The 17,442-nt window shown below is 70.1% G+C and carries 18 protein-coding genes; 14 read left to right on the top strand and 4 right to left on the bottom strand.

The annotated features are described in order from the left end of the window. The first annotated feature begins 15 nt into the window (after window positions 1-15). The 6 genes from C6N40_RS01245 (at window position 16) to secF (ending at window position 6,182) form a co-directional block, all read left to right on the top strand. Window positions 16-585, top strand: a complete 570-nt coding sequence (locus tag C6N40_RS01245; protein ID WP_205208516.1) for a DUF7010 family protein — start codon at window positions 16-18, stop codon at window positions 583-585. Beyond that, a complete protein-coding gene (gene queA / locus C6N40_RS01240) occupies window positions 582-1,661 on the top strand; it encodes a tRNA preQ1(34) S-adenosylmethionine ribosyltransferase-isomerase QueA (RefSeq protein ID WP_106989180.1) in 1,080 nt (359 codons plus the stop codon). The genes C6N40_RS01245 and queA overlap by 4 nt, the downstream gene beginning before the upstream one ends. Next, window positions 1,658-2,770 (top strand): tRNA guanosine(34) transglycosylase Tgt, encoded by a 1,113-nt coding sequence (tgt, locus tag C6N40_RS01235; protein ID WP_106989179.1) that lies wholly within the window; start codon window positions 1,658-1,660, stop codon window positions 2,768-2,770. The genes queA and tgt overlap by 4 nt, the downstream gene beginning before the upstream one ends. A gap of 146 nt (window positions 2,771-2,916) precedes the next feature. Further along, the gene (gene yajC, locus C6N40_RS01230; RefSeq protein WP_205208515.1) at window positions 2,917-3,258 is read left to right on the top strand and encodes a preprotein translocase subunit YajC; all 342 of its coding nucleotides are present in this window, start codon (window positions 2,917-2,919) and stop codon (window positions 3,256-3,258) included. Between the two features lie 56 nt (window positions 3,259-3,314). After that, entirely contained in the window at window positions 3,315-5,192 is a 1,878-nt protein-coding gene (gene secD / locus C6N40_RS01225; protein ID WP_106989178.1) for a protein translocase subunit SecD, read from the top strand. Between the two features lie 57 nt (window positions 5,193-5,249). Beyond that, window positions 5,250-6,182, top strand: coding sequence for a protein translocase subunit SecF (gene secF, locus C6N40_RS01220; RefSeq protein ID WP_106989177.1), 933 nt, complete (start codon window positions 5,250-5,252; stop codon window positions 6,180-6,182). Between the two features lie 91 nt (window positions 6,183-6,273). Here secF and C6N40_RS01215 read toward each other — a convergent pair whose 3' ends face one another. After that, entirely contained in the window at window positions 6,274-7,080 is an 807-nt protein-coding gene (locus tag C6N40_RS01215; RefSeq protein WP_106989176.1) for an inositol monophosphatase family protein, read from the bottom strand. A gap of 103 nt (window positions 7,081-7,183) precedes the next feature. Here C6N40_RS01215 and C6N40_RS01210 point away from each other — a divergent pair, with 103 nt between their 5' ends. From C6N40_RS01210 to C6N40_RS01200, 3 genes are all read left to right on the top strand, one after another. Continuing rightward, the gene (locus tag C6N40_RS01210; protein WP_106989175.1) at window positions 7,184-7,948 is read left to right on the top strand and encodes an RNA methyltransferase; all 765 of its coding nucleotides are present in this window, start codon (window positions 7,184-7,186) and stop codon (window positions 7,946-7,948) included. Between the two features lie 103 nt (window positions 7,949-8,051). Beyond that, entirely contained in the window at window positions 8,052-8,945 is an 894-nt protein-coding gene (locus tag C6N40_RS01205; RefSeq protein WP_240183412.1) for a phosphate/phosphite/phosphonate ABC transporter substrate-binding protein, read from the top strand. Next, the gene (locus tag C6N40_RS01200) at window positions 8,942-11,071 is read left to right on the top strand and encodes a putative bifunctional diguanylate cyclase/phosphodiesterase (RefSeq protein WP_106989174.1); all 2,130 of its coding nucleotides are present in this window, start codon (window positions 8,942-8,944) and stop codon (window positions 11,069-11,071) included. The genes C6N40_RS01205 and C6N40_RS01200 overlap by 4 nt, the downstream gene beginning before the upstream one ends. Here the strand turns inward: C6N40_RS01200 and C6N40_RS01195 are convergent. Both C6N40_RS01195 and C6N40_RS01190 read right to left on the bottom strand, forming a co-directional pair. Beyond that, window positions 11,060-11,695, bottom strand: coding sequence for an exopolysaccharide biosynthesis protein (locus C6N40_RS01195; RefSeq protein WP_106989173.1), 636 nt, complete (start codon window positions 11,693-11,695; stop codon window positions 11,060-11,062). The genes C6N40_RS01200 and C6N40_RS01195 overlap by 12 nt on opposite strands. A 36-nt stretch (window positions 11,696-11,731) precedes the next feature. Continuing rightward, window positions 11,732-13,048 carry a hemolysin family protein gene (locus C6N40_RS01190; protein WP_106989172.1) on the bottom strand — a complete coding sequence of 439 codons (1,317 nt, stop codon included), beginning with the start codon at window positions 13,046-13,048 and terminating at the stop codon, window positions 11,732-11,734. A 167-nt stretch (window positions 13,049-13,215) separates the two neighbouring features. Here C6N40_RS01190 and C6N40_RS01185 point away from each other — a divergent pair, with 167 nt between their 5' ends. Together C6N40_RS01185 and C6N40_RS01180 are read left to right on the top strand one after the other, a co-directional pair. Then, window positions 13,216-13,845 (top strand): DUF47 domain-containing protein, encoded by a 630-nt coding sequence (locus C6N40_RS01185; RefSeq protein ID WP_106989171.1) that lies wholly within the window; start codon window positions 13,216-13,218, stop codon window positions 13,843-13,845. Between the two features lie 3 nt (window positions 13,846-13,848). Further along, complete coding sequence (locus tag C6N40_RS01180) at window positions 13,849-14,973, top strand: inorganic phosphate transporter (protein ID WP_106989170.1); 1,125 nt, start codon at window positions 13,849-13,851, stop codon at window positions 14,971-14,973. A 7-nt stretch (window positions 14,974-14,980) separates the two neighbouring features. Here the strand turns inward: C6N40_RS01180 and C6N40_RS01175 are convergent, their stop codons facing one another. Next, a complete protein-coding gene (locus tag C6N40_RS01175; protein WP_106989461.1) occupies window positions 14,981-15,388 on the bottom strand; it encodes a hypothetical protein in 408 nt (135 codons plus the stop codon). A 41-nt stretch (window positions 15,389-15,429) separates the two neighbouring features. Here C6N40_RS01175 and C6N40_RS01170 point away from each other — a divergent pair, with 41 nt between their 5' ends. From C6N40_RS01170 to C6N40_RS01160, 3 genes are read left to right on the top strand one after another with little or no spacing between them, the layout of a single operon-like run. Next, entirely contained in the window at window positions 15,430-15,786 is a 357-nt protein-coding gene (locus tag C6N40_RS01170) for an MGMT family protein (RefSeq protein WP_106989169.1), read from the top strand. A 59-nt stretch (window positions 15,787-15,845) separates the two neighbouring features. Then, the gene (locus tag C6N40_RS01165) at window positions 15,846-16,505 is read left to right on the top strand and encodes a rhomboid family intramembrane serine protease (protein ID WP_106989168.1); all 660 of its coding nucleotides are present in this window, start codon (window positions 15,846-15,848) and stop codon (window positions 16,503-16,505) included. A 27-nt stretch (window positions 16,506-16,532) separates the two neighbouring features. Further along, window positions 16,533-17,438, top strand: coding sequence for an energy transducer TonB (locus tag C6N40_RS01160; RefSeq protein ID WP_106989167.1), 906 nt, complete (start codon window positions 16,533-16,535; stop codon window positions 17,436-17,438). Window positions 17,439-17,442: the final 4 nt, after the last annotated feature.

Below are 17,442 nucleotides of genomic sequence, written 5' to 3'. Positions count from 1 at the left end.
GTCCCGGCATTGGAAATGTCCGTCACGCAAGCGCAGTCCGACATGCGCCAGGGCTACTACAGTGGAGCCACGGGCATCCTGGCCTCTTCACTGGCCTGGTTCGTCGCAGCGGGCTTCGCCGCCCTGGCATCGCCCCCGCAGGCGGTGTGGGCGCTGCTTATCGGCGGGATGTTCATCCACCCCGTCGGCCTGCTGCTGTGCAGGCTGCTGGGCTCGCGCGGAAGCCATGAGAAAGGCAACCCGCTGGGCCTGCTGGCGGGGGCAAGCACCTTCTGGCTCATCTTCTGCCTGCCCGTCGCCTACCTGCTGAGCCTGTGGCAGCCGGCCCTGTTCTTCCCTGCCATGCTGCTGGTCATCGGCGGGCGCTACCTCGTGTTCGCCACGATCTATGGCATGCGGCTCTATTGGGTCCTGGGCCTGGTGCTGGCCGGAGCGGGCTTCGCGCTGGCGGTCCTCAAGGCCTCGGTGTTCGCGGGCGCCCTGGCCGGAGCCGTGCTGGAGGCCGTCTTCGCCATCGCCTGCGTGGTGCAGCATCGTCGCTTCGCGGCGATAATGCCGGCCCGCGAGCGCAGATCCCAGCATTGAAGAAGTCCGATTTCCACTTCGAACTGCCGCCCGGGCTGATCGCCCAGGCGCCGCTGGCCGAGCGTTCGGCCAGCCGGCTGCTGGTGGTTCCGCCCGGCGACGCGCCCTACGAGGACCGCCAGGTGCGCGACCTGGTCGACTACCTGCGCGAGGGCGACCTGCTGGTGTTCAACGACACCCGGGTGATCCCGGCGCGCCTGTTCGGCAGCAAGGAAACCGGCGGTCGGGTCGAGATCCTGCTCGAGCGCCTGCTGGGCGGCCACGAGGTGCTGGCCCAGGTGGGCGCGAGCAAGACGCCCAAGCCCGGCGGCCGGATCACGCTCGACGAAGGCACGGTGCTGGAGGTGCTCGGTCGCGAGGGCGGCTTCCACCGCCTGCGCTTCCTCACCGACGAGCCGCTGGAGAAACTGCTGCTGCGCGCCGGCCGCATGCCGCTGCCGCCCTACATCCAGCGCGAGGCCGGCAGCGCCGACCTCGAGCGCTACCAGACCGTGTTCGCCCGCCACGCCGGCGCGGTGGCCGCGCCCACCGCCGGCCTGCACTTCGACCAGGCGCTGCTGGCCGCGCTCGAGGGCAGGGGCGTGCGCTTCGGCCACGTGACCCTGCACGTCGGCGCCGGCACCTTCCAGCCGATGCGCGTGGACTCGCTGCACGAGCACCGGATGCACAGCGAATGGCTCAACGTCGGCGCCGACCTGTGCCAGCAGGTGGCGCGCACGCGCGCCGCCGGCGGCCGCGTCGTCGCCGTGGGCACCACCGTGGTGCGCGCGCTCGAAACCGCCTCGCGCGAGGGCGAACTGCGGCCCTATGCCGGCGAAACCAACATCTTCATCTTCCCGGGCTACCGCTTCCGCAGCGTCGACGCCCTGGTCACCAATTTCCACCTGCCCGAGAGCACCCTGATGATGCTGGTGTCCGCCTTCGCCGGGCGCGAGCGCATCCTCGCCGCCTACCAGCATGCGGTGCGCCAGGAGTACCGCTTCTTCAGCTACGGCGACGCCATGCTGCTCTTCCCGGCGGCGGAGCCTCCCGCGGGCGGGCCTCCGGGCCCGACAAGCCAGGACGCCACGCCATGAGCAGGATGCGCTTCGAAAAGATCACTACCGACGGCCCCGCCCGCCGCGGCCGCCTGCATTTCCCGCGCGGCACGGTCGAGACGCCGGCCTTCATGCCGGTCGGCACCTACGGCACGGTCAAGGCCATGCTGCCCGAGTCGCTGCGGGCGATCGGCGCCGAGATCATCCTGGGCAACACCTTCCACCTGTGGCTGCGCCCGGGCATGGAGGTGATCGGGGCGCATGGCGGCCTGCACGGCTTCTGCAAGTGGGACGGCCCGATCCTCACCGACTCGGGCGGTTTCCAGGTCTGGTCGCTGGCCAAGCGCCGCAAGATCACGGAGGAGGGCGTCACCTTCGCCGCGCCCACCGACGGCAGCCGCGTCTTCCTCTCGCCCGAGGTGAGCATGCAGGTGCAGCGCTCGCTCGACTCGGACATCGTGATGGTGTTCGACGAGTGCACGCCGTACCCGGCCACCGAGCCGGTGGCGCGCAAGTCGATGGAGCTGAGCCTGCGCTGGGCCGAGCGCAGCAAGCGCGCCCACGAGGGCAACGACGCGGCGCTGTTCGGCATCGTCCAGGGCGGCACCCACTTCGACCTGCGCGCGCGCTCGGCCGAGGGCCTGCGGGCGATCGGCTTCGACGGCTACGCCGTGGGCGGCCTGGCCGTGGGCGAGCCGCCCGAGGAGCGCAACGCCACGCTCGACGCGCTCTGCCCGCTGCTGCCGGAAGACCAGCCGCGCTACCTGATGGGCGTGGGCAAGCCCGAGGACATCGTCGAGGCGGTGGCGCGCGGCATCGACATGTTCGACTGCGTCATGCCCACCCGCAACGCCCGCAACGGCCACTACTTCGTGCGCGGCGGCCAGGTGCGCATCCGCAACGCGAAGTACGAGAAGGACCTGCGCCCGATCGAGCCCGGCTGCACCTGCTACACCTGCGCCAGTGGCTACAGCCGCAGCTACCTGCGCCACCTCGACCGCTGCAACGAGATCCTCGGCTCGATGCTGGCCACCATCCACAACCTGCACCACTACCAGCAGCTGATGCGCGAGATCCGGACGGCCATCGAGGCCGGTACCTTCGCCCAGTGGCGGGCGGCCTTCCACGCCGCCCGGGCCCCGGACTGAGGCCGGGGACGGGTGCAATTTGCCCCGGGGCATTCCGGTGCCCCGGGGCGCCCCGGGGCAAATTGCACCCGTCCCCATTCCCCCGGCGGCACGGGGTGCCTGTGGCATACTTGCCCGCTGGTTTTTCCATACGGATTCACAAGCCTATGTCCCTGCTCGATATTCTGGTTTCCCCCGCCGCCGCCCAGGCTGCCGGTGGCCCGGCCCCGGCCAGCCCGCTGATGAGCCTGCTGCCGCTGATCGTGCTGTTCGTGGTGTTCTGGTTCCTGCTGCTGCGCCCGCAGATGAAGAAGGCCAAGGAGCACCGCGAGCTGGTCGCCAAGCTGCAGAAGGGCGACGAAGTGCTGACCAACGGCGGCATCGCCGGCCGCATCGAGGACCTGGGCGAGAGCTTCGTCACCGTCGAGGTGGCCGACAAGGTCAGCATCAAGGTCCAGCGTGGCGCCATCACCGCCGTCCTGCCCAAGGGCACGTTGAAGTCGGCCTGATCCGTCCCCATCCGAATCACCCACGGCCCTGAACCGGCCGCCAACGGTTGTCGCCCATGCTTCAGTACGCCACCTGGAAGTACGCCCTCGCCGCGATCCTGATCGCACTCTCCGCCTTCTACTCGCTGCCGAACCTGTACCCGCAGGATCCGGCGGTGCAGGTCGCGGCCAACCGCGGCGGCGCCATCGACGATGCCCTGCTGCTGCGCGTGCGCAGCGCGCTCGAGGCGCAGTCGCTGCCGGCCAAGTCCGTGGCCATCGAGGGCGAACGCCTCGTGGTGCGCACCACCAGCCCCGACGAGCAGACCCGCGTCGCGGACCTGCTGCGCGAGGACCTGGGCAGCCAGTACACGGTGGCGCTGAACCTGGCCTCGACCGTGCCGGGCTGGCTCTCGGCCTTCGGCGCCAAGCCGATGGCCATGGGCCTGGACCTGCAGGGCGGCGTGCACTTCCTGCTTGAAGTCGACCAGCAGGCCGCCATCGACAAGCGCGCCAACGCCTTCGCCGACGAGATCTCGGGCGTGCTGCGCGACGGCAAGTTCGCCTACACCAGCGTCTCGCGCACCCCCGACGGCATCCAGGTGCTGCTCAAGGACGGCGCCGACATGCAGGCGGTGTTCGTCGCCATCGGCCGCGAGGCGCCCGAGCTGCAGCTGCAGGCCGACCCGGCCCAGCCCGGCCGCTTCGTCGCCCGCCTGACCCCGACGCTGGTCAAGTCCATCATGGACGGCGCCATCGAGCAGAACCGCACCACGCTCGACAACCGCATCAACAGCCTGGGCGTGGGCGAGCAGGTGATCCAGCGCCAGGGCGAAAGCCGCATCGTGGTGCAGCTGCCCGGCGTGCAGGACACCGCCGAGGCCCGCAAGCTCATCGGCGCCACCGCCACGCTCGAATACCGCCACGTCATCGACTACGGCAACCAGGCCGTGCAGGCCGCCGCCACCGGCGTGGTGCCTCCGAACGCGCGCCTGTACTACAGCCGCGAGCTCGGCCCGGACGGCAAGCCGCGTCCGATCCTGCTCTCGCGCCGGGTCATCGTCACCGGCGACCAGCTGGTCAACGCCACCTCCAACCGCGATCCGCAGTCCGGCCAGCCGGCCGTGCAGATCGAGCTCAACGCCGCCGGCGGCAACCGCATGCGCGCGCACACGCTCGAGAACGTCGGCCAGCTGATGGCGGCGGTCTACATCGAGACCATCCCCGAGATCCGGATGGTGGACGGCAAGGAAGTGGTCACCACCCGCGTCAGCGAGGAAGTGATCAGCGCCGCGCGCCTGCAGGGCGTGTTCGGCAAGAACTTCCAGACCACCGGCCTCGACAGCCAGCAGGAAGCCACCGACCTGGCCCGCCTTCTGCGCGCCGGCTCGCTGGCCGCGCCGATGGTGATCATCGAAGAGCGCATCATCGGCCCGAGCCTGGGCGCCGAGAACATCGCCGCGGGCACCACGGCCGTGTTTTGGTCGTTCATGCTGGTGCTCATCTTCTTCCTGATCTACTACAAGATGTTCGGCATCGTCACCAACCTGGCGCTGCTGCTGAACCTGCTCATGGTGGTCGCCCTGATGTCGGTCATCGGAGCCACGCTGACGCTGCCCGGCCTGGCCGGCATCGCGTTGACGGTGGGCATGTCGGTGGACGCGAACGTGCTGATCAACGAACGAATCCGCGAGGAGTTGCGCAACGGCAACACGCCGCTGGCATCGATCGCCAACGGCTACGACAAGGCCTCCGGAACCATCACCGACGCCAACACGACGGCGCTGCTGGCCGGCGTGGCGATGGCGGTGTTCGGCTCGGGCCCGATCCGCGGCTTCGGCATCACGCTGATCCTCGGCATCATCACTTCGATGTACACCGCGGTGTCGGTGTCGCGCGGCATCGCCACCCTGATCTACGGCAAGCGCAAGAAGCTGGCCAAGGTCTCGATCTAAACGAATCCCAGGAGAGACGGCGTGGAACTCTTCCCGTCCAATAGCAACATCAAGTTCATGTCGGCGCGGCACGCGACGGTCGGCGTGTTCGTCGCGCTGATGGCCGTCGCGATCTTCGCGCTGGCCACCAAGGGCTTCAACTACGCGCTCGACTTCACCGGCGGCACCGTGGTGGAAATCGAGTTCGAGAAGCCGGCCGACGTCGAAGGCATCCGCACCCGCCTCGAGGGCGCCGGTTATTCGAGCCCGATCGTGCAGACCTTCGGCTCCGGCAACGACATCGTCATCCGCCTCCAGCCGCCGGAAATGGCCGAAGGCGGCGCCCCCGAGGCCGCGCCGCCCGCCGAACAGGCCGGCACCTCGATCCTCAACGTGGCCCAGACCCCGGACAACCCGGGCCGGGTGATCCGCAGCGACTTCGTGGGTCCGCAGATCGGCAACGAGCTGGCGCTCAACGGCGTCTACGCTGCGGTGTTCGTGGCGCTGGGCTTCCTGGCCTACATCGCGCTGCGCTTCGAGTTCAAGTTCGCCATCGCGTCCGTGGTCGCGACCCTGGGCGACATCCTGCTGGTGTGCGGCTGGTTCGCGCTCAACCAGCACGAGTTCGACCTGACGGTGCTGGCCGGCATCCTGTCGGTGATGGGCTTCTCGATCAACGACAAGATCGTGGTGTTCGACCGCGTGCGCGAGAACTTCCGCCTGCTCAGCAAGCTCGAGCCGAAGGAAGTGCTCAACCGCTCGATCAACCAGACGCTCTCGCGCACGATCATCACCTCGTTCGTGGCCTTCCTGACGGTGCTGGCGCTGTACCTGTACGGCGGCAACTCGCTCAAGGGCATGGCCGAGTCGCAGATGATCGGCATCGTGATCGGCACGCTCAGCTCGATCCTGGTCGCCTGCCCGATCCTGCTGCTGCTCGGCGTCACCAAGCAGGACCTGATGCCCAAGGCCCGCGAGGACGTCGAAGCGGAACTCGCCAGGCGTCCCTGAGCCGCGCCGCTCCGCATGACCCCGAAAGGCCCGCTTCGGCGGGCCTTTCGGGATCATGTCTGGGGGCGCTCCTGCAAGGGGAGGGCGGGGCTCAGGCGGAGAAGGCGGCGGCGTAGTTGTTCGAGTAGACGGCCTTCTGGAGCACGTCGCTGATCTTGAGGTTGCCGGCGATGATCTGGCCCGAGTTGAGCAGCTGCTCGCCGCGGCCCAGGAAGTCGCAGGTGCGGCCGCCGGCCTCGCGGACCAGCAGCAGGCCGGCCGCGATGTCCCAGGGCTTCACGCCCGCCTCGAAGTAGGCGTCGGCGCGGCCGCAGGCCACGTAGGCCAGGTCGAGCGCGGCCGAACCCGTGCGGCGGATGTCCTCGGCTTCCGAGAGCATGGCGCGGATCGCGTCGAGCTGCGGCGCCAGCCGCGGCCGCTCGCGCGGCGGGAAGCCGGTGATGAGCATCGCGCCCTTGAGGTCCTTGCGCTCGCCGACGCGGATCTTCTTGTCGTTGAGCAGCGCGCCCGCGCCCCGGGAGGCCGTGAACAGCTCGTTGCGCAGCGGGTCGAAGATCACGCCGTGCACCGGCTCGCCGTTCTCCACCAGCGCGATCGACACGCAGAAGTGCGGCCAGCCCCGGAGATAGTTCGAGGTGCCGTCCAGCGGATCGATGACGAAGGTGTGGCGGCCCTTGCCCATGGCGCCCGACTCCTCGCCCAGGATGGCGTAGTCGGGGAAGGCCCGGCGCAGCTCGCGTATGATCAGCGCCTCGGCCTCGGAATCGACCTCGCTGGCGTAGTCCTGCTTCGATTTCTCGAAGACGTTGAGGGCGTCGAGCTTGCCCATGTGGCGCAAGATCAGGTTGCCGGCCGAACGGGCCGCCTTGACCATGACGTTGACGACAGGTTTCTGCATATTCCCGTCCGAATGACCGCTGGATTGTGTGAAGAACAAGGGGCCGGTCGTCGCCGGCGCGCCGCAAGGATAACAGGTTGCCCCGGGGCGGGGCTCTAAATTCATGAGCATCGAAGCCAAGAACCTCCGGATCGTCCTCGTCGGCACCCAGCACCCCGGCAACATCGGTTCGGCCGCCCGGGCCATGAAGACCATGGGCCTGTCGGCCCTGCACCTGGTCGCGCCCGAGCGTTTCCCCGACCCCGAGGCCGTGGCCCTGGCCGCCGGCGCCGACGACCTGCTGGCCGCCGCGCCCGTCCACGCCGACCTGCTGCAGGCCCTCGAGGGCTGCCGGCTGGTGGTGGGCACCAGCGCGCGGCGCCGCACCGTGCCCCTGCCCGAACTCAGCCCCCGCGAGGCCGCCCGCCAGCTCGTGCAGGCCGCGGACGAGGGTCCCGTGGCCCTGCTGTTCGGCCGCGAGCGCACCGGCCTGGAGAACGAGGAGCTGCAGCGCTGCCATGCCTCGGTCTGCATTCCCACCGACCCGGGCTTCGCCTCGCTCAACCTGGCCGCGGCCGTGCAGGTGCTGTCCTACGAACTGCGCCTGGCGGTGCTCGACGCCGCCGGCGGCCAGCTGCCGGTGGGCCGGCCGGTGCCGGCCCAGGGCGCCGAGCCGCCGGCCACCGCCGACGAGCTCGAGCGCCTGTTCGGGCACCTGGCCGAGGCCCTGGACGACATCGACTTCCACAAGGGCCGTGCGCCGGAAATGGTCATGGCCCGCCTGCGCCGCCTTTACCTGCGGGCCGGGCTCGACAGCCGCGAGGTCAAGATCCTGCGCGGCATCCTGTCCGAGGCGCAGCGCATGGCCCGGCTGGCCCGGGGCGCTTGAGCCTAGCGCCGTTGCGGCCGGGCGAATACAGTAGGCGGGCCTTTCCCCGAGTGCCGAGCCCCCAGTGACGTCCAAGTCCCCAAGCGTTGTATCCGGTGGCCTGGTGCGTCTGGCTCTCCCGCTGCTCCTGCTGCTGTCGGGCCTGGCCCAGGCTTCCGACGGCGTGCTCGTGCTCGGTCGCATCAGCGACGACCCGCGCCGCCACTACGAGCAGCTCAAGCCGCTGCTCGATTACGTCGTGCCGCGCATGAAGGACGTCGGCATCACCGAGGGCCGCATCCTGATGGCCCGCGACCCGCAGCAGATGATGAGCTACCTGCGCCGCGGCAAGGTCGACTGGGTCACCGAGACCCCGGGCACGGGCCTGCTGCTGGCCGACAAGGTCGGCGCCCGTCCGCTTCTGCTCACCGAACGCAGCGGCTCGCGCGAGTACCGCAGCGTCATCTTCACCCACCGCGACAGCGGCATCACCGAGCTCTCGCAACTGCGCGGCCACACCATCGCCTTCCAGTCGCCGTCCTCGACCAGTGCCTACCTGGTGCCGGCCATGGTGCTGCGCGAGCGCGGCCTGCCGATGACCCTGATGGTTTCGCCGCTCGACGAGGCCGACCCGGGTTCGGTGGGTTACGTCTTCGCCAACACCGACGCCAACCTCGGCACCTGGGTGCACAAGCGCCTGGTCGACGCCGGCGGCTTCAGCGACCAGGACTGGGAGTCGCTGCTGCGGGTGTCGGACGCCTTCCGCCGCGACCTGGTCGTCATCCACACCACCGGCCCGGTGCCGCGGGCGATGGAGCTGGTCAACGGCAACATGCGGCCCGAGGTGGCGGCGCGGCTGAAGCAGGTGCTGCTGGGCGCCGCCGAGGACCCGCAGGCGCGCGACGCGCTGCGCCAGTTCTTCCGCACCACCGGTTTCTACGAGTCCGATGCCGAGACCCGGCGCGCGCTCGACGAGCTGCGCCGTGGCGCCCGCGAAGTGCGGGAGGCGCTGGAATGAGGCTGCCCTTCCGCCTGGGCCTGCGCGGTGAACTGCTGTGGCTGCTGGCCGGCGTGATGCTGGTGGTGTCCGGGCTGTTCTCGGCGCTCTGGCTGCACACCAAGCGCAGCAACGAGGACGCCCACCAGATCAGCGCCGGCGCGGTGCGCACGCTCGCCCGCGAAGGCCTGCTCAGCCGCGGCGAGACCCTGTCGAGCCAGCTGGCCGACGCCGCCACCAATCCGCTGTATTACCTCGACCTGGCCAAGCTCGGCGAACTGGCGCGCGCCACCCTGCGCCAGCCGGACGTGGTCTACGTGATCATCCACGACGCCGAGGGCCAGGTGCTGCACGACGGCTCGGGCGACATCCCGGCCTTCGGCCAGCCGATGGCCGACCCGATGGCCTTCGAGGCCCTGCAGGCCGAGGGCCCGCACGGGCAGTGGAACGACACGCTGCTCGACGTCGCCAGCCCGATCCGCATCGGCGGCGAGCGCATCGGCGGCGTGCGCGTGGGCCTGTCGCGCGAGAACGCCAACCGCCGCGAGGTCGACGTGCTCGGGCCGCTGGAGCAGCGCCTGGCCGCGTCCAACCACGCGCAGCTGGCCTGGATCCTGACCCTGCTGGCGGGGCTGTTCGGCATCGCCTGCCTGGCCATGTGGCTGCTGCAGCGGCGCATCGTGCAGCCGATCAGCGCCCTGGCCGAGGCCGCGGGCCGCATCGAACAAGGCCGCTACGACGAGGTCGGCCTGCACTCCGAGCGCCAGGACGAACTGGGCGACCTGGTGCGCGGCTTCAATCGCATGAGCGAGGCGGTGGCGCGCCACGACCGCGACATCCGCCGCATGGCCTACACCGATTCGCTCACCGGCCTGTCCAACCGCCTGGCCTTCCGCGAGGCGCTCGACGACCGCCTGCTCACCCTGCAGGCCAGCAGCGGCGAGCTGGCCCTGCTGTTCGTCGACCTCGACGACTTCAAGCGCGTCAACGACACCCTGGGCCACGAAGCCGGCGACGAAGTGCTGGGCCAGCTGTCGGTGCGCATCCGCATGACGGTCGAGCGCCTTGGCGGGCAGGGCGCCGAGATCGCCCGTTTCGGCGGCGACGAGTTCATTGTGCTGTTCCTGGCCGAGGACATCCGCGCCAGCTCCGGCCGCCTGGCCGAGGCGCTGATCGAGGAGGTGCAGCGGCCGCTGGTGCTGCAGGGGCGGCAGGTGTTCCTGGGTGCCTCGGTGGGCATCACCCTGTTCCCCTTCGACGCCTCCAGCGCCGGCCAGCTGCTCAAGAACGCCGACATCGCCATGTACCAGGCCAAGGTGGCCGGCAAGGGCTGCTACCGCTTCTACTCCAAGGCCATGGACCAGGCGGTCGAACGCCGGGTGCAGCTCGAGGAGGAACTGCGCGGCGCCTGGGAGCGTGGCGAGCTGAGCCTGCACTACCAGCCCATCTACCGCCTCGCCGACGGCCGCCCGATGGGCGCTGAGGCCCTGTGCCGCTGGGAGCACCCGCGCCTCGGCGTGGTGCCGCCCTCGGTGTTCATCGAAGTCGCCGAGCAGAGCGGCCTGATCGAGGCCCTGGGCCGGCACGTGCTGGTGCAGGCCTGCCGCGACGCCGCCACCTGGGTCCTGCCGGGCCAGGAGCCGCCCTTCGTGTCGGTGAACATCTCGCCCCGCCAGCTGCGCAGTGGCGACCTGCCGGACGTGGTCGCCAGCGCCCTGGCCTCGACCGGCGTGGCGCCGGGGCAGCTGCACCTCGAACTCACCGAGACCGCGGTGCTGGGCGACGAGGCCCAGGCCAGCGCGCTGCTCTCGCGCCTGCGCGCCACCGGCGTGAAGGTCTGGCTGGACGACTTCGGCACCGGCTTCTCGGGCCTGAGCCACCTGCGCCGGGTGCCCGTGGACGGCGTGAAGATCGACCGCAGCTTCGTCGCCGACGTGCTGCGCGACCCGGACGACCTGGCGCTGACCTCGGCGATCATCGCCATGGCGCATTCGCTGGGCATCACCGTGGTGGCCGAGGGCATCGAGACCGAGGGCCAGTACGCCGTGCTGCGCGAGCGCGGCTGCGACCAGGGCCAGGGCTTCTGGCTGGGCCGGCCGATGCCGGCCAACGACATGCGCCGTTCCTTCCGCGAATCAGCCGAATAGGCCGCGGGCCCAGTCCAGCACGTCGGCCAGTGCGCCGGCCAGCTGGCCCGAGAACACCACCAGCACCACGATCTGGGCGATGCCCAGGATCCAGGCCACCAGCATCAGCCGGCCGTCGCGCTCGATCAGGGCGATGGCGTAGGCCAGCAGGACCAGGCCGAAAGGGTAGTTGGTGGCCGGGATCGGCAGGGCCAGCAGGAAACCCAGCAGCACCAGCAGCAGGCCGGTGAACATGCGCGCGGCGGCGTGGTCGATGACCCACTCGGTGCGCGGGCGGCTGAGCTTCTCGAGCCGGCGCAGCAGGCCCGAGGTGCGGTCACGGAACCTGGCCACGCCCTCGCGCGACAGCGGCCGGCGCGACAGGAAACCCGGCACCCAGGGGTGGGCCATCAGCACCAGCAGCTGCAGCCCGGCCAGGCTCACCAGCGGGCCGCTGACGGCGCCGGCGCCCACCGGCAGGGGCACGAAGGCGGGCAGTACGGCCAGCAGCAGGAAGATGCCGAAGGCGCGGGCGCGGAAGCGGTCGAGCACGCCGCCGAGCGTCAGCGGCCCGTTGCCCGTGTCGCCGTTGCCTTCGGACAGGGCGTCGAGCAGGGCGCGGGTACTGATTTCGGCGGGGCTCATGGCCTGGCAGTCTGGGTGGGCCCGGCTTTATCCGTGCTAAATCCCATCCTCGCGCTCGGGCTCGGGCAGCCGCGCCACCAGCAGCTTGTCGATGCGGGCGCCGTCGAGGTCGACCACTTCGAAGCGCCAGCCGGCCCAGTCGAAGTGCTCGCCTGAATGCGGGATGCGGCCGAACTGGGCGATCACCATGCCGGCGGCGGTGTGGTAGTCGCCGTCTTCCTCGTCGGGCAGGCGGGTGAGCGAGAGCAGCTCGCGCAGCTCCTCGGTCGAGAGCCGGCCGTCCACCAGGTAGGAGCCGTCGGCACGGGTGACCACCAGGGCCTCCTCGGGCGCGCCCTCGGTGTCCTGGACGCGGCCCAGCACGGCGGCCAGCAGGTCGTTGGACGAGACCATGCCCTGGATGTCGCCGTACTCGTCCACCACCAGGGCTAGGGTCTGCTGCTCCTCGCGGAAGATCTCCAGCAGCTTCATGGCCTGGGTCGATTCGGACACGAACAGGGCCGGGCGCAGCTCGCGGAACAGCTCGGCGTTCGAGCCGTCGCGGCCGATCATGCCGGTGAGGGCCTTCACCTCGAGGATGCCCAGCACCTCGGCGTCCGAGCCGCGGTACACCGGGTAGCGCGCGAACGGTGTCTCGCGCATGGTCGCCAGGTTCTCCTCGTAGCTGGCCGAGGCGTCTAGCCAGACGATGCGCGTGCGCGGGGTCATCAGGCCGGCGCTGGAGCGGTCGCCCAGGCGCAGCACGCGGTTGATCATGTTGCGCTCGTCGGCGTCGATCACGCCCTGCTCGTGGCTCTCGGCCACCAGCATGCGGATCTCCTCTTCCGTCACCTGGTCGGCCTGGCCGCGGTCCAGGCGCAGCAGGCGCAGCAGGTTGCGGGTGGTGAACGAAAGCAGCCACACGGCCGGGGTCGCCATGATCGACAGCAGGTTCATCGGCATCGCCACCGCCCCGGCGATGCGCTCGGGGGCCAGCAGCGCGATGCGCTTGGGCAGCAGCTCGCCCAGGATGATGGTGGTGAAGGTGATCAGGCCGACGCTCACGCCCAGGCCGATGTTGCGCGCCCAGTCCGGGTCCTCGAAGAAGGGCTCGATCAGGGCCTGGATGCGCACGCCGATCGCCTCGCCGCCGTACATGCCGGTGAGGATGCCGATCAGGGTGATTCCCACCTGCACCGTGGACAGGAAGCGCTCGGGGTGTTCGGCCAGCTCCAGGGCGGCCTTGGCCCGGCGGCTCTCCCCGGCCTGCTGCTTGAGGCGGGCCTTGCGGGAGGTGACCACGGACATCTCCGACAGGGCGAAGAAGCCGTTGCAGAGGATGAGGAACAGGACGAGGGCGAGGTCGAGGGTCATGGGCTACCGGGCAGGGCCGGCAAGGGGCTCCGGGGTCGGTTGGAGGCGGGGGAATGGCGAAACTATGCCACAGGCCCGGGCCGCCCCCGGGGTTGCGGGCGGTCACATGGGTGTAACATACGCGCCTTCCGAAGGCCGGTTGGCCCGGCCAAGCACAGGATTCCGCGATGTTTTCCCTCCAGACCATCTTCGGCAAGGGCGACAAGTTCTATGGCCTGCTCGAGGCCAGCGCCGCCGCCGCGCGCGAGAGCGCCCGGGCCCTGGGCGAGCTGCTGGCCACGCCGCCGGCCCAGCGCAGCCAGGAGAAGTTCAAGCTGGCCCGGCAGCGCGAGAAGGACCTGGCGGCCGAGATCAGCCAGGAGCTGGTGAACACCTTCGTCACCGCGCTCGAGCGCGAGGACATCGAAGAACTGTCGAGCGCCCTCTACAAGATCCCCAAGGTGGTCGAGAAGTTCGCCGAGCGCTACGAGCTGGCCTCCGAGCGGGTGGGCGACGCCGACTTCGTGCCGCGCGCGGCCATGCTCGAGCGCGCCTGCGCCGTGCTCGAGGAAATGGTGGGCACCCTGCGCAAGGGCATGTCGCTCGAGGGCACCAAGGCGCTCAACGACAAGCTGCAGGCCATCGAGTCGGAGGCCGACCGGCTGATCCTGGAGATGTACCGGGACACCTACACCAACGAAACCGACCCGATGCGCTACCTGATCCTCAAGGACCTCTACGAGATCCTGGAGAAGGCCATCGACCGCTGCCGCGATGCCGGCAACGTCGTCTACCACATCGTGCTCAAGAACTCCTGATCCATGTCCACCGCCCTGATCCTGGTGCTGGTGGTCGTGCTCGTCGCGCTGGTCTTCGAGTACATCAACGGTTTCCACGACACCGCCAACTCCATCGCCACGGTGGTGGCCACCAAGGTGCTCACGCCTCTGCAGGCCGTGTCGCTGGCGGCCGTGATGAACCTCATCGGCGCCCTGTCCGGCACCGCCGTGGCCAAGACCATCTCCTCGGGCCTGATCGACGCCAACGTGCTGGTGGTCGGTTCGCAGGTGCTGATCTGCGCACTCTCGGGCGGCATCATCTGGAACCTGATCACCTGGTGGTTCGGCCTGCCGTCCTCGTCCAGCCACGCGCTGATCGGCGGCCTGATCGGCGCGGCGCTGGCGGCCTCGGGCAACAACGTCGACGTGCTGATCTGGTCGCAGCAGGCCGAGGTCTGGACCAAGAGCCAGGGCATCTTCTGGAAGGTGGTGCTGCCGATGGTCACCTCGCCGGTGGCCGGCTTCTTCCTCGGCCTGTTCATGATGGGCGCGCTCATGGCCATCGTCAGCGCCATGAACGGCGCCGGCGGCTGGCTGGCGCGCATTTCCCGGCCAAAGTGGATCAACTTCACCTTCGGCAAGGCCCAGATCGTCTCGGCGGCCTACATGGGCTGGGCCCACGGCACCAACGACGCGCAGAAGACCATGGGCATCATCGCCCTGGCCCTGATCGGCGCCGAGGCGGCCGGCACGCTCGACAACCTGCCGTCCTGGCTGGCCTTCATGCACCCGGGCGACGCCGAGGGCATCGAGACCTGGATCGTGGTCACCTGCGCCCTGGTGATGGCGGCCGGCACCGCGGCCGGCGGCTGGCGCATCATCAAGACGCTCGGCCACAAGATGGTGAAGCTGCACCCGATCCACGGCTTCGCCGCGGAAACCAGCTCGGCCACCATCCTGTCGCTGGCCGCGCACTTCGGCATGCCGGTGTCCACCACGCACTCGATCTCGACCGCGATCATGGGCGTGGGCGTGGCCAAGAACCCGCGCGCGCTCAAGTGGAACATCATCCAGAAGATCGTCTGGGCGTGGATCCTGACCATCCCCGCCTCGGGCGGCATGGCCTGGCTGCTCTACCGTGGCGTGATCGCCATGGGCTGGGAATAAGCCCGGTTCAGAGCAGGTCGCCGCCGGCCGAGAGCATGCGTTCCATCTGGTCGCCGAGGCCACCGATCTCGAGCACGAGGCGGTCGATCTCGGCGGCCACGACGCAGTCGTAGGGGCGGTTCTCGCACAGCTGCAGCCAGGGCACGCCGTCGAGTTCGCCGATGGCCAGGTAGCCCACCGGGCTCTGCCAGTTGAAGGCCAGCATGCGCCGGGCGTCGATGCCGGTCATCGGCGCGATCACCGTGCTCACGCGCAGGTAGCCGCGCCCGTCCTCGCCCATCATCTCCGACAGGAAGATGCTCTGGTGCCGCCGGCCCTGGTCGAGCGAGAGCTGCACGCACACCAGGTAGGGCTCGCTGGCGGTGAGCTTGTATTTGCCCTGCAGGTGGCTGCGGATCTGTTCGAAGTTCTGCATGTCGGAGTGCATCGCATGGGGGGAGGGGTATCCTAGCGCCCATGCCCGCAAAGCCCAAGGAAACCCCGGCCGGACGCAACCGCCGCCTCGTGCTGGCGGCCGTGAAGGCGCTGGCGCCGGGCGAAGTGGCCGGCTATGGCGAGGTCGCGCGGCGCGCCGGACTGCCGGGCCGCGCGCGGCTGGTGGCGCGCATCCTCTCGGCCGGCGACGAACCGGGCCTGCCCTGGCACCGGGTGCTGCGCTCGGACGGACGGATCGCCTTCCCGCCGGGTTCGCCTGGCTTCGACGAGCAGGTGCAGCGCCTGCGGGCCGAGGGCGTGCGGGTCGAGGCCGGGCGCGTGCGCGGCCAGCGCGCCGCCGCCACGCTTGACCAGATGCTCTGGGCGCCGCCGGACTGAGGCCTGCTTCGGCGCCGCGGCCGACGCTATGATGGGCCGCCCCCGAAACGGATGCCCGCATGTACGCACTTCCCCCGGTCACCAAGGCGCTGCTGATCGCACTGGTGGTGGCCTACCTGGCGCAGATGCTCGCGCCGGAAATCGCCATCCTCTATTTCGCGCTCTGGCCGCTGGGCGAGCACGTCATCGGCACCGGGCCCGACGGCCTGCCCTTCACGATCGGCTTCCTGCCCTGGCAGATCCTCACCTATGGCGCGCTGCATGGCAGCTTCGGCCACCTGTTCTTCAACGGCCTGGCGATCTTCATGTTCGGCGGCTCGCTCGAGCAGGCCTGGGGCTCGCGTCGTTTCCTCGGCTACTTCCTCGCCTGCGTCGCCGGCGCCGGCTTGATCCAGCTGATCGTCGTCACCAGCGGCATCACCGGCCAGGGCGTCTACCCGACCGTGGGCGCCTCGGGCGGCATCTTCGGCCTGCTGCTGGCCTACGGCATGCTGTTCCCGAACCGCAAGGTCATGCTGCTGTTCCCGCCGATCCCGATGAAGGCGCGCACCTTCGTCATCGTCTTCGGCGCCATCGAGCTGCTGATGGGCGTGTTCAACACCGCCTCGGGCGTGGCGCACTTCGCGCACCTGGGCGGCATGCTGTTCGGCTGGCTGATGATCCGCTACTGGCGCGGCCAGCCGCCGTTCCGGCCGCGCGGCCCGCGGCTGGTGCGCTGAGCCTTTCCCACCCCAGGAAAAGCCAGGATGACGCGACTGCTCCCGCTGGTGCTGCTGTTCGCCCTTGGCCTTGCCGCCGACGTCCGCGCGGACGATGCCCTGCCGCTGTGTGCCGGCCCCGACCCGTCCGGGTTGCCCGAAGACCCGGGCGCCGACCCGGCCCGCCGCCTGGAGACGCTGGCCCGCTGGCAGCAGGAAGATCCCTCGGCCTCCCAGAAGCTGCGGATGGGTGCGCTCTACCGCCTGGGGCGGAGCCATCCGGCGGCGCTGGTCGATGCCGACCTGCAGAAGGCGCGCGAGCTGCTGGCGGACGCCGCGCTCGATGGCGAGCTGACCGCGATGGCGTCTTCGGCCGAACTCGAGCTGGCCCACGGCGACGCGATGTCGGGCATGGTCTGGGCCCAGCTTTACGCCCACTACATGCAGATCAGGGAGCCCAGCCAGCACCGGACCTACCAGGCCGACCTGATCAGGCGCGGTTTCGCGGCGCTGCCGCCCGGCCAGGAGACCGAGGAACGGGTGGCTGGCAACGTCAGGGCCGTGCTCGATCGCTTCGGTCCCCGGATCGAAGCCGGCTTCGCGGCCGGGCCGGGCGACGACGCCACCGCCGGCCCGCCCTGCCGGCCCCTGCACCAAGTCTATCCGACCGAGCTGCGCGGCAGCGGGCGCGTGCCGTTGTCGGGTGGCCGCAACACCGTCCGCCGCCATGACCTGCACCGGCCGGGCATGGCCCTGTTCCGCCTGCACATCGCGCCGTCGGGCGAGGTGAGCCAGGCGCTGGTGGTCGAGAGCCTGCCCGGGCCGGCCGCCGGCGAAGCGCTGAGGGCGTCGGTGCAGCGCCTGCGCTTCAATGCCGTGGCCGACGGCGCGCCGACGCGCACGGTGCTGGTGCCGCTGGTCTACGACGACCAGTCGGTGCGCATCCGCGACTGAGGCC

Source organism: Arenimonas caeni (assembly GCF_003024235.1).
GTDB classification, from domain to species: Bacteria; Pseudomonadota; Gammaproteobacteria; order Xanthomonadales; family Xanthomonadaceae; genus Arenimonas; species Arenimonas caeni.
The sequence above is the reverse complement of the archived record's forward strand: the minus strand, read 5'-3'. Positions and strand labels throughout refer to the sequence as shown.

Excerpts from the sequence above, each read along its gene's own strand:
- C6N40_RS01245 (WP_205208516.1), top strand. The coding sequence starts at position 16 with ATGTCCGTCACGCAAGCGCAGTCCGACATGCGCCAGGGCTACTACAGT.
- tgt (WP_106989179.1), top strand. The coding sequence starts at position 1,658 with ATGAGCAGGATGCGCTTCGAAAAGATCACTACCGACGGCCCCGCCCGC.
- yajC (WP_205208515.1), top strand. The coding sequence starts at position 2,917 with ATGTCCCTGCTCGATATTCTGGTTTCCCCCGCCGCCGCCCAGGCTGCC.
- secD (WP_106989178.1), top strand. The coding sequence starts at position 3,315 with ATGCTTCAGTACGCCACCTGGAAGTACGCCCTCGCCGCGATCCTGATC.
- secF (WP_106989177.1), top strand. The coding sequence starts at position 5,250 with ATGTCGGCGCGGCACGCGACGGTCGGCGTGTTCGTCGCGCTGATGGCC.
- C6N40_RS01215 (WP_106989176.1), bottom strand. The coding sequence starts at position 7,080 with ATGCAGAAACCTGTCGTCAACGTCATGGTCAAGGCGGCCCGTTCGGCC.
- C6N40_RS01210 (WP_106989175.1), top strand. The coding sequence starts at position 7,184 with ATGAGCATCGAAGCCAAGAACCTCCGGATCGTCCTCGTCGGCACCCAG.
- C6N40_RS01200 (WP_106989174.1), top strand. The coding sequence starts at position 8,942 with ATGAGGCTGCCCTTCCGCCTGGGCCTGCGCGGTGAACTGCTGTGGCTG.
- C6N40_RS01195 (WP_106989173.1), bottom strand. The coding sequence starts at position 11,695 with ATGAGCCCCGCCGAAATCAGTACCCGCGCCCTGCTCGACGCCCTGTCC.
- C6N40_RS01190 (WP_106989172.1), bottom strand. The coding sequence starts at position 13,048 with ATGACCCTCGACCTCGCCCTCGTCCTGTTCCTCATCCTCTGCAACGGC.
- C6N40_RS01185 (WP_106989171.1), top strand. The coding sequence starts at position 13,216 with ATGTTTTCCCTCCAGACCATCTTCGGCAAGGGCGACAAGTTCTATGGC.
- C6N40_RS01180 (WP_106989170.1), top strand. The coding sequence starts at position 13,849 with ATGTCCACCGCCCTGATCCTGGTGCTGGTGGTCGTGCTCGTCGCGCTG.
- C6N40_RS01175 (WP_106989461.1), bottom strand. The coding sequence starts at position 15,388 with ATGCAGAACTTCGAACAGATCCGCAGCCACCTGCAGGGCAAATACAAG.
- C6N40_RS01170 (WP_106989169.1), top strand. The coding sequence starts at position 15,430 with ATGCCCGCAAAGCCCAAGGAAACCCCGGCCGGACGCAACCGCCGCCTC.
- C6N40_RS01165 (WP_106989168.1), top strand. The coding sequence starts at position 15,846 with ATGTACGCACTTCCCCCGGTCACCAAGGCGCTGCTGATCGCACTGGTG.
- C6N40_RS01160 (WP_106989167.1), top strand. The coding sequence starts at position 16,533 with ATGACGCGACTGCTCCCGCTGGTGCTGCTGTTCGCCCTTGGCCTTGCC.